This is a genomic window from Pseudomonas sp. NPDC089554 (assembly GCF_050280645.1).
Classification (GTDB): Bacteria; Pseudomonadota; Gammaproteobacteria; order Pseudomonadales; family Pseudomonadaceae; genus Aquipseudomonas.
In genome coordinates, this window is sequence record NZ_JBNNVR010000001.1 from 131,071 (window position 1) to 144,499 (window position 13,429).

The 13,429-nt window shown below is 64.0% G+C and carries 10 protein-coding genes and 1 pseudogene; 9 read left to right on the plus strand and 2 right to left on the minus strand.

Translation table 11 applies throughout. The features are described from left to right. Window positions 1-42: 42 nt before the first annotated feature. The 9 genes and pseudogenes from ACQKPE_RS00475 to ACQKPE_RS00515 form a co-directional block, all read left to right on the plus strand. A pseudogene (locus ACQKPE_RS00475) lies at window positions 43-282 on the plus strand (SOS response-associated peptidase family protein); the annotation flags it as partial. A 182-nt stretch (window positions 283-464) separates the two neighbouring features. After that, window positions 465-785, plus strand: a complete 321-nt coding sequence (locus tag ACQKPE_RS00480; RefSeq protein WP_427662813.1) for a hypothetical protein — start codon at window positions 465-467, stop codon at window positions 783-785. A 51-nt stretch (window positions 786-836) separates the two neighbouring features. Beyond that, entirely contained in the window at window positions 837-1,238 is a 402-nt protein-coding gene (locus ACQKPE_RS00485; RefSeq protein WP_427662888.1) for an integrase, read from the plus strand. 32 nt (window positions 1,239-1,270) lie between these two features. Beyond that, a complete protein-coding gene (locus ACQKPE_RS00490; RefSeq protein ID WP_427662814.1) occupies window positions 1,271-2,857 on the plus strand; it encodes an ABC-F family ATPase in 1,587 nt (528 codons plus the stop codon). Between the two features lie 255 nt (window positions 2,858-3,112). Further along, on the plus strand, window positions 3,113-4,267 hold the full coding sequence (wecB, locus tag ACQKPE_RS00495) for a non-hydrolyzing UDP-N-acetylglucosamine 2-epimerase (RefSeq protein WP_427662815.1): 1,155 nt from the start codon (window positions 3,113-3,115) through the stop codon (window positions 4,265-4,267). Continuing rightward, a complete protein-coding gene (gene nrfB, locus ACQKPE_RS00500; protein ID WP_427662816.1) occupies window positions 4,264-6,438 on the plus strand; it encodes a cyclic di-3',5'-guanylate-activated glycosyltransferase NrfB in 2,175 nt (724 codons plus the stop codon). Before wecB ends, nrfB begins: the two co-directional genes overlap by 4 nt. Then, window positions 6,435-9,425: an NfrA family protein gene (locus ACQKPE_RS00505; RefSeq protein WP_427662817.1), complete on the plus strand. Its 2,991-nt coding sequence runs from the start codon at window positions 6,435-6,437 to the stop codon at window positions 9,423-9,425. Before nrfB ends, ACQKPE_RS00505 begins: the two co-directional genes overlap by 4 nt. Next, window positions 9,425-10,264: a DUF4434 family protein gene (locus ACQKPE_RS00510; RefSeq protein ID WP_427662818.1), complete on the plus strand. Its 840-nt coding sequence runs from the start codon at window positions 9,425-9,427 to the stop codon at window positions 10,262-10,264. Before ACQKPE_RS00505 ends, ACQKPE_RS00510 begins: the two co-directional genes overlap by 1 nt. A 51-nt stretch (window positions 10,265-10,315) precedes the next feature. Next, window positions 10,316-11,401: a diguanylate cyclase domain-containing protein gene (locus tag ACQKPE_RS00515; protein ID WP_427662819.1), complete on the plus strand. Its 1,086-nt coding sequence runs from the start codon at window positions 10,316-10,318 to the stop codon at window positions 11,399-11,401. On the opposite strand, the gene ACQKPE_RS00520 is transcribed toward ACQKPE_RS00515, so the two are convergent. Continuing rightward, window positions 11,398-12,696: an ATP-binding protein gene (locus ACQKPE_RS00520; protein ID WP_427662820.1), complete on the minus strand. Its 1,299-nt coding sequence runs from the start codon at window positions 12,694-12,696 to the stop codon at window positions 11,398-11,400. The two genes, ACQKPE_RS00515 and ACQKPE_RS00520, sit on opposite strands and share 4 nt — an antisense overlap. A gap of 6 nt (window positions 12,697-12,702) precedes the next feature. Beyond that, complete coding sequence (locus ACQKPE_RS00525; RefSeq protein ID WP_427662821.1) at window positions 12,703-13,404, minus strand: response regulator; 702 nt, start codon at window positions 13,402-13,404, stop codon at window positions 12,703-12,705. Between the last annotated feature and the right edge of the window lie 25 nt (window positions 13,405-13,429).

The window sequence follows — 13,429 nt, forward strand, 5'->3', positions numbered from 1 at the left end:
ACTATCGGTATAAAAAATTAAATTTAAATACCCTTTAGAAATATGCATATGGCCGCCAGCGAAGCCGAACCACGCGGCGCACGACAGCAACTGTCGCCGGACCAGGTGGTGATCAACGGGTACGACCATGAGCCCATCAACCGTTACAACGTGGCACCGTCGGCGCGGGTCTAGATCATTCAGCAAACTGCGGACGGCTTGAGCGTGGATCGCATCAAGTGGGGATGGTCGCCATTCTGGGCAAAGGGTAAAGGTTTCGATCCGATCAATGCCTGGGCTGAGGCGGGGCTGGGGCAATCCTGGAACGGGGCCGCACACCAGCAGCGGATTTCCGGTGGTATCAAGTCGGCAAGGCCATGGGGAATGCCAAGAATGAGAGTGAGTCGTTGATTGCCCCAATAAACAACGAAAACCATCAGGCTCAGCTAGAGTTTTGATGAGTACAACATCGCGAGATAACGATCATGCTAAAACAAGAAGCAGACGACGTGATTGAGCGTATTCGGGACGATCTGAAAAGGCACGGCGTGCTGATCGGCTACGATCCTGAGTTTACCACTGCTGAATTCGGGTGCGACCTGGACCATCACGTTGCTCAGGTCAGAGAGGATCCGAACAACCGTGTGTTGCAGATTGCGATACATGACGAAGGGCTGTGGAACCAGCTCCAGCAGGGAAATGTGTATCGGTGCATTGTCAGTGATTGTCGAGGAAAGCTCTTCGGCATTCCTATAACGATAGATCCGAGAGACGATGAGTCCTACACCATTCAGTACAGGCTCTGAAGTTTCAGGAGGGTAGTCTGCCGTCCAGATTCCCCTCCTGCAGATTCAAAGCTGAGTGAGCCCAGTGAAGCGGCAGGCGCGCAGAATTGCCGACTTGAGGAAGATGCGTCGAAGTCCACCTACCCCATCAGTCCATTTGTCTTCCCGCCGAGTAAAGGTGGGCTGTGGATCAACGAGCCAAGTGTTACAATCCGCCACTTCAAATCAGCGCTCAAGGCGCTGAGCATCCGTGAGCGCCGCCAGTACGACACCCGCCACACCTACGCAAACATGTGCCTGATGGCTGAGATGAACCACGCGTTCATCGCAAACCAGCTCGGCCACAGCGTCGAGATGTTGCTCTCTACCTACGCGAAATGGATCAGCTCCTCCTCGGACTGGAGGGAGCTGGAGAAGCTGCCGCCCCGAGTCGAATTGGCCCAAGATTGGCCCAAAACCGACGAGAGGGCCTAAATACACCTCTGGAACCCCCGCAGGACAAGCACTTGATTTCTACAGCCAACATCACCATGCAGTTCGGCGCCAAGCCGCTGTTCGAGAACGTCTCGGTCAAATTCAACAACGGCAACCGCTACGGCCTGATCGGCGCCAACGGCTGCGGCAAGTCGACCTTCATGAAGATCCTCGGCGGCGACCTGGAGCCGTCCGCAGGCCAGGTGATGCTCGAGCCGAACACCCGCCTGGGCAAGCTGCGCCAGGACCAGTTCGCCTATGAAGAATTCACCGTGATCGACACCGTCATCATGGGCCACGGCCAGCTGTGGAAGGTCAAGGCCGAGCGCGACCGCATCTACTCGCTGCCGGAAATGACCGAGGAAGACGGCATGGCCGTCGCGGAGCTGGAAACCGAGTTCGCCGAAATGGACGGCTACACCGCCGAATCCCGCGCCGGTGAGCTGCTGCTGGGCCTGGGCATTCCACTGGAGCAACACTTCGGCCCGATGAGCGAAGTGGCGCCCGGCTGGAAACTGCGCGTGCTGCTGGCCCAGGCGCTGTTCTCCGACCCCGACGTGCTGCTGCTGGACGAGCCGACCAACCACCTGGACATCAACACCATCCGCTGGCTGGAAAACATCCTCACCGCGCGCAACAGCACCATGGTGATCATTTCCCACGACCGCCACTTCCTCAACAGCGTCTGCACCCACATGGCCGACCTGGACTACGGCGAGCTGCGCCTGTTCCCGGGCAACTACGACGAGTACATGACCGCCGCCACACAGTCGCGCGAGCAACTGCTGGCCGACAACGCCAAGAAGAAAGCCCAGATCGCCGAGCTGCAGACCTTCGTCAGCCGCTTCTCGGCCAACGCCTCGAAGGCCAAGCAGGCCACCTCGCGCGCCAAGCAGATCGACAAGATCCAGCTGGCCGAAGTCAAGCCGTCGAGCCGGGTCAGCCCGTTCATTCGCTTCGAGCAGAACAAGAAGCTGCACCGCCAGGCCGTGACCGTCGAGAAAATGGCCAAGGCCTTCGACGACAAGGTGCTGTTCAAGGACTTCAGCGTCACCATCGAAGCCGGCGAGCGCGTGGCCATCATCGGCCCCAACGGCATCGGCAAGACCACCCTGCTGCGCACCCTGGTCGGCGAGATGACCCCGGATAAGGGCGCCGTGAAATGGACGGACAGCGCCGAAGTGGGCTACTACGCCCAGGACCACGCCCACGACTTCGAGGACGACGTTTCGCTGTTCGACTGGATGGGCCAGTGGACCCAAGGCGAGCAAGTGATCCGCGGCACCCTGGGGCGCATGCTGTTCTCCAACGACGAGATCCTGAAATCGGTCAAGGTGATCTCCGGTGGTGAACAGGGCCGCATGCTGTTCGGCAAGCTGATCCTGCAAAAGCCCAACGTGCTGGTGATGGACGAACCCACCAACCACCTGGACATGGAGTCGATCGAGGCACTGAACCTGGCGCTGGAGAACTACCCGGGCACCCTGCTGTTCGTCAGCCATGACCGCGAGTTCGTGTCGTCGCTGGCCACCCGCGTCATCGAGCTGTCGGCCGATGGCGTGGTGGACTTCAGCGGCACCTACGACGACTACCTGCGCAGCCAGGGCGTGGTGGTCTAACTGCCTCACGACACCTGCCACGCAGCATGAGGGCGGTGCAGGCCGAAAGGCTTGCGCCGCCCTTTTCATTCAGGCAAACGCCATTCCCTGACATTTTCCCTCGCCCCCTCTTCAGGGCTATTCCCTATTTCCGTGCTAGCCATTAGCCTTCGCACGCGAATTGGACAACCCCACTATCCCCTGCTTGTATCTACGTTCTACACGCAGATGCAAATCGTACAACTTCGTACAGGGACTCGGACGAGGAACGCGACGATGGCTCACACCGTCATGATGGTATTCGGCACCCGCCCCGAAGCAATCAAGATGGCACCCCTGGCCCGGGTGCTGCGCGAATGGCCAGGCATCGACCTGCATATCTGCTCCACCGGCCAACACCGGGAAATGCTTGAGCAGGTGCTCACCGCCTTCGGCCTGACCGTCGACCAGGACCTCAAGGTGATGACCCAGAACCAGACCCTCAACGGTCTGTCGCGTGACCTGCTGGACAAGCTCGACAAGGCCTATGAGCAGGTCAAGCCAGACATCGTGCTGGTGCACGGCGACACCACCACCAGCTTCATCGCAGGCTTGGCAGCGTTCCACCGACACATTCCCATCGGCCACGTCGAGGCGGGCCTGCGCACCGGCAACCTGCAGCAGCCCTGGCCGGAGGAAGCCAACCGACGCCTGACCGGCGTGCTCGCCGACCTGCACTTCGCCCCCACCACCAAGTGCCGCGACAACCTGCTGCGCGAAGGCGTGCCCCTGGAGCACATCGAGGTCACCGGCAATACGGTGATCGACGCCCTGTTGTGGATGCGCAAGCACCTGGAAGAGGCCCACTGGCAGCCCGCCGCCGACTCTCCCTTGGCCGCCTTGGTCGATGGCCAGCGCATGGTCCTGATCACCGGCCACCGCCGCGAGAATTTCGGCGCAGGCTTCGAGCGCATCTGCCTGGCCCTGGCCGAGCTTGCCCTGCGCTACCCCGACGTGCAGTTCGTCTACCCGGTGCACCTCAACCCGCAGGTACAGAAGGCGGTGTACAGCGTGCTGTCCGGTCGCGACAACATTCACCTGGTCGCCCCGCAGGACTACCAGCACTTCGTCTGGCTGATGAACCGCGCGCATATCATCCTGACCGACTCCGGCGGTGTGCAGGAAGAAGCCCCGGCGCTGGGCAAACCGGTGCTGGTACTGCGCAAGGTCACCGAACGGCCTTCGGCGCTCGAGGGCGGCACGGTCAAGCTGGTCGGCACCCTTACCGAACGCATCGTGCGTGAAACCAGCCAACTGCTCGACGACCCCGAGGCCTACGCACGCATGGCACGGGTGCACACCCCGTTCGGTGACGGCCACGCCAGCGAACATATCGCCAAGCGCCTGGAGCGCTGGTTCGAGGAACGCGACACGAGCAGAGACGACGCATGAGCCTGGTGGTCATCGATGTCCTTACCTATGTGCTGTTCGGCCTGAAGATCCTTGCAATCACCCTGGCCACGCTGATGTTCGTGCTGGGCCTGGATGACCTGTTCATCGACCTCTGCTACTGGGTGCGGGCGCTGGTGCGGCGTTTTCGTATCTATGACAAGCACAGCAAGGCCGACGAGAAGCGTCTGTTCGAGGTGCCGGAGAAACCCCTGGCGATCATGGTGCCGGCCTGGAACGAGGTGGGCGTGGTCGGCGAGATGGCGCGCCTGGCGGCCTCGACCATCGACTACGAGAACTACCAGATCTTCGTCGGCACCTACCCGAACGACCCGCAGACCCAGGCCGACGTCGACGCCGTGTGCCTGCACTATCCCAACGTGCACAAGGTGGTGTGCGCCCGCCCCGGCCCTACCTCCAAGGCCGACTGCCTGAACAACATCATCGATGCCATCCTGCGCTTCCAGCAGGACGCACGTATCCAGTTCGCCGGCTTCATCCTGCATGACGCCGAGGACGTGATCTCGCCCATGGAGCTGCGGCTGTTCAACTACCTGCTGCCGGCCAAGGACATGATCCAGATTCCGGTGTACCCCTACGCGCCGGAATGGAAAGGTTTCACCGCCGGGCACTATGTCGATGAGTTCGCCGAGAACCACGGCAAGGACGTTATCGTGCGCGAGGCCCTGACCGGCCAGGTGCCCAGTGCCGGGGTCGGCACCTGCTTCAGCCAGCGCGCCATCGATGCGCTGCTCGAGGACGGTGACGGCATCGCCTTCGATGTACAAAGCTTGACCGAAGACTACGACATCGGTTTTCGCCTGAAGCAAAAAGGCATGAAGTGCATCTTCGCCCGCTACTCCATCAGCGACCCGGCCTTGGCGCTGAAGCAGGAGTGGCGCCTGGGCATGAGCCGCGCGTTCTCCCAGGTGATCTGCGTGCGCGAGCATTTCCCGCGCGACTGGCAGCACGCCATTCGGCAGAAGTCGCGGTGGATCGTCGGCATCGTGTTCCAGGGCACCACCAACCTGGGCTGGAGCCGCACCGGGGCGCTCAACTATTTCCTCTGGCGTGACCGCCGTGGCCTGTTCGCCTACCTGCTGAGCTTCCTGGTCAACCTGTTGCTGCTGGTGCTGCTGGTGATGTGGCTGGTGACGGTGATCGCCCCCGATTCGTGGCGCTTCATGTCGATTCTCGGCGATAGCCAGCTGCTCTCGATCCTGCTGTGGCTCAACGGCCTGCTGCTGCTCAACCGGCTGTTCCAGCGCTTCTGGTTCGTCACCCGCTTCTATGGCATCGGCGAAGGCCTGCTGTCGGCGCCGCGCATGATGTGGAGCAACTTCGTCAACTTCTTCGCCAATATCCGTGCCCTGCGCCAGGTACTGGCCATGGGCGACTCGCGGCGCGTGGCCTGGGACAAGACCACCCATGAATTCCCCGCCATCGCTGCCCCGGCACGCACGCCGCTGGGCCAACGCCTGTTGGCCAAGGGGCTGATCAACGAGCAACAACTGCACGAGGCCATCACCAACCCGGTACGTCGCCGCCTGGGTCGCGAGCTGCTGCTGCGCGGCCTGTTGACCAGCGAGCAGCTGGTCGAGGCGTTGGCCGAACAACTCGACCTGCCCTGGGCGCCGCTCAACCCGTTCAAGCTCGATCCGGCGTTGATCGCCCAGCTGCCACGGCGCCTGGCCACCCATTATGGCGTGCTGCCGGTGGCCGAAGATGGCAAGACCCTGGTGCTGGCCAGCGAAACACCGGTCAGCCAGGTGTCGCTGGGGGTGATCAGCCGCCAGCTCAAACGCCCGGTCAGGTGCCAATTGGCGCCCCAGGGCCGCGTGGCCCTGGGCCTGAGCTACCACTACCCAAGCCCCTGGCAGAAGCCGGAAACCCGGGAAATGCTGGCGGTGCTCGAGCGTCACCAGGACGACGCCGAGCTGCTGGAGCAGGTCAGCCACCACCAGGTCATGCTGGGCTCGCTGTTGCAGGTACGCGGTATGGTGCCGGTAGCCCTGTTCAACCAGGCACTGATCGATTTCAACCCCGAGCGCATGACCCTGGGCGAACACCTGATCGCTCGCGGCATCATCACCGAAGAGGTGCTGCAGGAAGCCCTCGCCGAGCAGGCCAGCGAACAGCAGGCCGCCTATGACCTGATCCGGGAGATGGCATGAAGCCGCGTGTTCCCCTGACCCTCGCCGGGCTGCTGTACCTCGCCACGCTGCCGGCCCTGGCCGCCGAGCCCATGAGCGACTTCCAGCGCTTCACCAGCTACCCGTTCATGGAGCGCAGCTACCGCGAGGCGAAGAACAACAACTGGGCCGAGGTCGAGCGCCTGACCCGCCATGTGCTCGAGCGTGTGCCCAACAACGACGAGGCCCGCACCTTGCTGTCCGAGGCCCTGGCCAAACAGGGGCGCTATAAGGAGGCCCAGGCGACCGCCGAGCAATTGGGCGACACCCCGGAGCAGGCCGACGCGCTGCTGGAGCTGCGCCTGGCCTGGATCGAACGCGACCCACCACCGGCCAGCCAGGTCGAAAGCTGGATCGCTTCCAGCACCGGCCAGCGCCGTCAACGCCTATGGCAGGCCTACAGCCTGAGCCTGGCCAAATCCCAAGGCCCGGAACGCGCGCTGCAATGGCTCAACGGCCTGCCCGCGCAAGACGATGGCCTGGTACTGCGCATCACCCGGGCCATCTTCGCCGAGCGGCTGCGCGACTGGGGCCAGACCATCGCGCAACTGCAACCCTTGGCCGACCAGGGCTCCCTGCCAGCCGAGGAGTGGCCACGCCTGGCCAATGCCTATGTGCAGCAGCTGGACGACCCAGGCCTCGAGAAGCTCTTGCCCAGCGCCCCTTCCCCCGATGCCGCCAACGACGCCCGCCTGGCCATGGCCAACCGCGCCATCGCCGTTGGTCGCCAGCGCCAGGCCGAGCGCTGGCTGCGCAGCCTGCCCGAGGAACTGCAGGAAAACCCGCAACAGCGCCAACAACTGTGGGAGCTGGCACGCAATGGCGACGACGTCGCCCTGGTGCGGCGCCTGAGCAATGCCCTGGAACGTCCTTGCCTGGAGATCGTCGACTGGCTGTCGCAACGCGACCCGGGCCAGGCCCGCGAGCAGTTCGCCGGCTGCCAGGCCCAGGAAAACCCCCGTGCCTACGCCGTGCTCAAGCAGCGCCTGTATGGCGACCCGCCGCAGGCCGCGCTGCCACGCACCGCTGCGCAGTGGGAACGCCGCTACCGCCAGACCGGCGACCTGGCCGCTCTGGAGCAGGCCAGCTTCATGCTGCTCGAAGAGGGCCAGGCCGAACGCGCCCGGGTTCTACTGGAACAGGCCTACGACCGCCGCCAGGGCCGTCTGAGCCCTTCGTTGCTGCAACGCCTGGGCGCCCTCTATGCACGCAACGACGGTCCCTTGAACACCTCGCGCATGCTGACGTTGGTTCCACGTGTCGACGCCCCGACCCGCGCTCTGCTGCTCGGCCGCCTGGCCGAGGCCGGCCAGTGCGCCGCCGTGCGCCAGGCAATACCGGCCAACCCCAGCGAGGCCGGCCAGTACCGAGCGCTGGGCCGCTGCGCCATGCCCGACCAGCCCGGCGAGGCAGTGGTCTACTACCAAGCGGCCGAGCGCCTGGGCGATCGCAGCAGCCGCCTGCCCCTGGCCTACGCCCTGGAAGCAGCCGGTGACTCCGCCTCGGCCCAGCCGATCTGGCGCAGCCTGCGCGCCGATGAATGGACCGCCAACGCCCGCCTGACTGCCGCCCGTGGCGCGCTCAACCTGGGTGATGCTGACAGCGCACGCCAATACTGGGACGCCGCGCCACACCAAAGCGCCGATGACTGGGCCCTGGGTGCCGCCATTGCCCAACGCCAGGGCGACAGCGCCCAAGCCATGGTCTATCAACGCGAGGCACTCAAGCGCAACCCACGTGCCGACCACTTCTACGCGGCCGCCGCCACCGCCCAGCAAGCCGGCGACAGTACCCAGAGCACCGCCTGGCTAGCCGAAGCCGTGCGCCTGGCCCCGGACCAGCCACGCTATCGCGCCGACTACGGCATGCGCCTGGCCAGTGCCCGCGATAAACAGGTACGCCGCCAGTCCATTCCCTACCTGCAACGCGCCACCCGCGACTTCCCCGAGGACTACCGCCTGGGTGAAACCCTGGCGCTGCGCTACGACGAAGTCGAAGACAGCGCCGCAGCGCGCCGCGAGCTGCGCCGGGTGATCGATGTGGAACGCAACGTGGTCGATGGCGACGACGAATACGGCAGCCTGGAAGCGCGCATCTACCGCCAGCGCCGCGCCCACGAGGCATTGTCCCGCCGCGACACCGTGACCCTGGCCAGCACCTGGTCGCCGGGCGGCATCTCGACCATCGACCGCTTGATCGATGACGACGCCCCACGTCGCGCCCAGTCGCAGAACGTACAGACAGCCATGTGGGACCACGCCCTGGGCGATGAGCCCAGCCGCAATGGCAGCACCGTGTCGGTGTATGGGCGGGTGCTGTTCGGCGCCGAGGGCCGCAGCAACTACGGGCAAAGCATGGGCACCGGCGTAGGCCTGCGCTTCAAGCCTTTCGGCCAAGCCAACCTTAACCTCTACACCGAGCTGTACCACCAGCGCCAGGTCGAGCTCGAGCACCACAAGCGCATGCGCCTGGGCGAACTGGCCAGCCCGGCCAAGGTCAGCAATAACTGGAGCAAGCTGCGCAATCACGCGACCTCATACAACGACCTGCTGCTGCGCGCCACCAGCTCGTTCCTCGACCAGGGCGACTGGCGCAACGACTGGCGCATCGATGAAGACCAGTGGAACGAGCGCTTCCTCTACCTCGACGCCGCCTGGTGGACCCGCAGTGGCGATAAAGCCTGGCTGTCGCGCTACCAACAGGGCCATGCCTGGAAGCTGCCGGTAGGCTCGCCGCAGTCGATCATGCCCTATGGCTTCCTCGAATTCGCCAGCCAAGACCCGGACAACGACTGGCGCCAGGACCTGCGCACCGGCGTGGGTGTGCGCTGGCAATGGTGGTTCGACGATGACCGCTACAACGCTTACCGCGGCTCGCTCAAGGTGCGCGCGGAGTACCAGCAGGGCCTGGGTGGCAACCTTTATGAAAGCGCCAACGGCATGCTGCTGGGTGTGGAGATGACCTTCTGATGCGCACATTCCTGGCAATCTGCTTACTCGTTTTATGCCTGCCGGCGACAGCCGACCAGCGCCTGTTCTACCAACCCCTGAACCGCGACGAAAACATTACCCCCGCGCAGTGGCAGCAACTGTGGCGCAACACCGTGGCGCAAGGCGGCAAGACCCTGATCGTGCAATGGAGCGCCCATGGCGACAGCACCTTCGGCGGCGCCCATGGCTGGCTGGCCGAAAGCCTGCGCCAGGCGCGCGCCCAGGGGCTTGAGCTGGTGCTAGGGCTGTACATGGACCCGGCCTATTACCAGCGTCTGGAAGAACTCGACAGCGCAGGGTTGAGCGCCTACTGGAACGCTCAGTTGGGCCGCTCGCTGAACCAGTACCAGCAGGTGCGTTCGAGCTGGAATCTGGAGGTGGCCGGTTGGTACTTGCCCATGGAGCTGGACGATGTGCACTTTCGTGAGGCCGAGCGCCGCAGTGCCCTATACAGCCAACTGCAGGCGTTCAACCGGCGCCTCGACAAGCCTCTGCATATCAGTGCCTTCAGCGCCGGGCAGTTGGCTCCCCGGGTCAATGCGCAGTGGCTGGACCAGTTGGCAGGCCTTGGGCTGAAGGTGTGGTGGCAGGACGGTGTCGGTACCGGACGCTTGCCTGCGATGGTGCGCCAGGGTTATGAAAGTGCCTTGCCCTGTAGCGTGGGGATCGTGCGCGAGGCGTTTCGCCAGGTCAGTGGCGAAGGCCAGCCGTTCCACGCCGAACCCGCAGAACCGACAGCAGGCAGCGGATGCCATGCCGAAGCCGTGTTCGACCTGCGTTATCGACCTTGGGCGCGGGGTGTACTGCCACGCAGTTGAGTTGCCCGCGAAGGGCCCAGCGCTGACAAACGATCATCAAGGGGCCTTCCCATGTACAAGACCCTCGAAGAACACATTCGCAAGCAGGTCGCCCCTGCGGCCCTGCGCGCCGAATTCCGCCAGCACGAATTCGAGGCGATGCGCCCGTTCTGCCTGTTGATCTTCTGCGTCAGCATTGTCATCTGGCTGGTCTTCGACCTGATCATCAGCTACCTGGGAGGCCAAGGCTTCACCTGGCTGTCAGGCGTGTTCATCGCCGCGTTGTGCAGCCTGACCGTGGTACTGGCCTTCACCCGCCGCAGCCATCACTTCGACGTACTCAACCTGCTGTTCATCGCAGTCATCACCTTGGGGATGCGCCTGCTGATCGACGGCATCCCCATCGAACTGCGTCCGGTGTGGCTGGTGCTGGGGGTGTCCAGCGTGCTGTATTGCGTGTCGGTCGCGCCGGTGCGGCGCTGGTCGTTCTTCTGCGCCATGGCCATCACCTGGGTCATGCTCAACCCCTTCCTGCATACCCATATCGATGCCCTGGAGCTCGAAGGCGCGATGTTGCTGAGCTACGCGCTGTTTCTCAGCGGCCTGGTGACCTACAGCTACCTGCGCATGCGCCTGGCCAAGCTGCACAACTACTACTTGTCCAAAGTGTTGCTGGAGCAAGCCTACGTCGACGCACTCACCGAGATCCCCAACCGCCGCTCGTTCATGGCCAAGGCCGAACGCCAGTTGCGCCATGCCGCCGCCGGGCAGTACCTGGCGATGATCGATATCGACAATTTCAAGAAGGTCAACGACCGCTTCGGGCATGACATCGGTGACGAGGTGCTCAAGCGCGTGGCCGGGCATATCAAGGCGTGCATCGTCGGCCATGAGTTTGCGCGCCTTGGTGGCGAGGAGTTCGCGATCTTCTTCGACGGGCTTGACCAGGCCGCTGCCGAACAGCAGGTCAGCACCCTGTGCCAACGAGTGCGCGATGACCTCGCGCAGCACCCGGTGACCATCAGCATCGGCCTGGCCAAGGTGGCCCGCGACGATAGCCTGAGCCTGGCGCTGGTGCACGCCGACCAAGCGCTGTACGCCGCCAAGCACCAGGGCAAGGACCGTTTCGTGCTGTGGGCCGAGGGGATGGGCGGCTAACCCGCCGGCAGGCGCACCCTGAACTGTGCGCCGCCCAGCGGCGACTGCCTGACGGTCAAGGTGCCACCCTGCCCCTCGATGGCTCGACGACTGATCGCCAAGCCAAGCCCGAACCCACCGGTGCTGCGGTCGCGGCTGCGGTCCAGGCGGTAGAACGGCTGAAAAATGCGCTCACGTTCCTCCGGAGGAATGCCTATCCCGTCATCCTCCACCGTCAGCAGGCAAGCGCCATCCGCCTCCAGCCGCAACCACAGCAACAGGCGCCGGTCGCAATAGCGCATGGCATTGCGCACCAGGTTCTGCACGGCGCGTGCGGTCAGGCGCGGGTCTAGGACAAAGCGTGGCAGGGTGTTGTCTGCCCGCACCTCCCACTGCACGCCACGGCTGTCGAGCTCTTCGGCAAAGGCACCCAGCACACTGTCGACCAGCTCCAGCAACGACACCTCGACTCGCTCGCGGGGTTGGTCGGCGTTTCCCAAGCGGCTATAGGACAGCAGTTCGAGTACCAGTTCATCCAGCTCGCGCACGTGCCCGACCAGTTCCAGCAAGCGCTTGCGGCTGGCTGGCGGCACTTCGTCGAACAGCAGTACCAGGCCGAAATCCAGGCGGGTCAGCGGCGTGCGCAACTCGTGGGACACGGCATTGAGCAGCTCACGCTGTTGGTTGACGTGACGCTCCAGGTCGCCCGCCATGGTGTCGAATACACCGGCCAGCTCACCGATGTTCGAGCGCGGCGAAATGTGCGTGCGCTGCGACATTTCCCCCCGCCCCAGGCGATGGGCGGTTTCCTTGAGGCGCTCCAGGTCGCGCCAGTGCGGCCACACCCACAGCAACAGGCAGCCGAGCAAGGCCGCGCCGATCAGTACCGTCACCCCCCAGGACAATACGTTGATGTCCACCGGGTCCGGGGGCGCATGCAAACGTACCAGCCACCCCTCACCCAAGGGCGCCAGCACCGTCTGGTAGTACCCCCACTCGGCGATGCGCACCACGTGCAGGCCATGAACCAGGCGGGCGCGCTCATCGGGCAACAGGTCGGCATCGTCCATGCGCTGCAATTGCAGCTCGATCGGCGCGAACGCCGCCTTCAGTTCCTGTTCGACCAGCGGCCAGTTCTCGCGTGGGGCCTGCTGGAACTGGCGCACCACCAAGGTTTTCACGCCTTTGGTCTGGTCGAGGTTATAGGCGATGAAGCGTTCCTGGAACGCACCGACGATGGCGCTGGGAATCAGCAGCAAGGCACCGGCGTAGGCGACGATGATCACCAGGTACAGGCGCACCAGGATCTTCAGCATGGCGCCTCAGTACTCCCACTCGACGCGGCTGAACAGGTAGCCCTTGCCCCACACGGTCTTGATCTTGCGGGCTTCACCGGCACTGTCGTCGAACTTGCGCCGCAGCTTGGAGATAGCCACGTCCACCGAGCGGTCGGTGCCATTGAATTCGATGCCGCGCAGCTGCTGCAGGATCCGGTCGCGGCTGAGCACTTCGCCGGCGTTGCGCGCCAGCACCACCAGCAGGTTGTACTCGCTACACGACAACTCGACCTGGGCACCACGCCAGCTGACACTGCGCTCGGCCAGGTCGATGCACAGCCCGCCGATCAGGATCAGCTCGCTGTCCAGGCGTGGCTCGTGCACCCCGCTGCGGCGCAGCAAGGTACGCACCCGCGCCAGCAGTACCCGTGGTTCGCAAGGTTTGGTGACGTAATCATCGGCGCCCATTTCCAGGCCCAGCACCTGATCGTGGCTGTCGTCGCGGGCAGTCAGCATGAGGATGGGCAGGCTGCGCGATTCCTGGCGCAGCAGGCGGCACACTTGCAGGCCGTCCAGGCCCGGCAGCATCAGGTCGAGAATCACCAGGTCAGGGCGCTGGCGACGGTATTCCTCGAACACTTGGTCGCCGCGTGCGATGACCCGTACGTGGAAGTCATTGCGTTGCAGGTAGCTGGCGATCAACTCCGACAGTGCGCGGTCGTCTTCGACCAGGAAAATGTTCGGCATAGGTGTTTGTGATAATGAGAAAAGG

Bases quoted from the DNA above. Each gene is read 5' to 3' on its own strand.
- nrfB (WP_427662816.1), top strand. From the start codon at position 4,264: ATGAGCCTGGTGGTCATCGATGTCCTTACCTATGTGCTGTTCGGCCTG.
- ACQKPE_RS00515 (WP_427662819.1), top strand. From the start codon at position 10,316: ATGTACAAGACCCTCGAAGAACACATTCGCAAGCAGGTCGCCCCTGCG.
- ACQKPE_RS00520 (WP_427662820.1), bottom strand. From the start codon at position 12,696: ATGCTGAAGATCCTGGTGCGCCTGTACCTGGTGATCATCGTCGCCTAC.
- wecB (WP_427662815.1), top strand. From the start codon at position 3,113: ATGGCTCACACCGTCATGATGGTATTCGGCACCCGCCCCGAAGCAATC.
- ACQKPE_RS00505 (WP_427662817.1), top strand. From the start codon at position 6,435: ATGAAGCCGCGTGTTCCCCTGACCCTCGCCGGGCTGCTGTACCTCGCC.
- ACQKPE_RS00525 (WP_427662821.1), bottom strand. From the start codon at position 13,404: ATGCCGAACATTTTCCTGGTCGAAGACGACCGCGCACTGTCGGAGTTG.
- ACQKPE_RS00510 (WP_427662818.1), top strand. From the start codon at position 9,425: ATGCGCACATTCCTGGCAATCTGCTTACTCGTTTTATGCCTGCCGGCG.
- ACQKPE_RS00480 (WP_427662813.1), top strand. From the start codon at position 465: ATGCTAAAACAAGAAGCAGACGACGTGATTGAGCGTATTCGGGACGAT.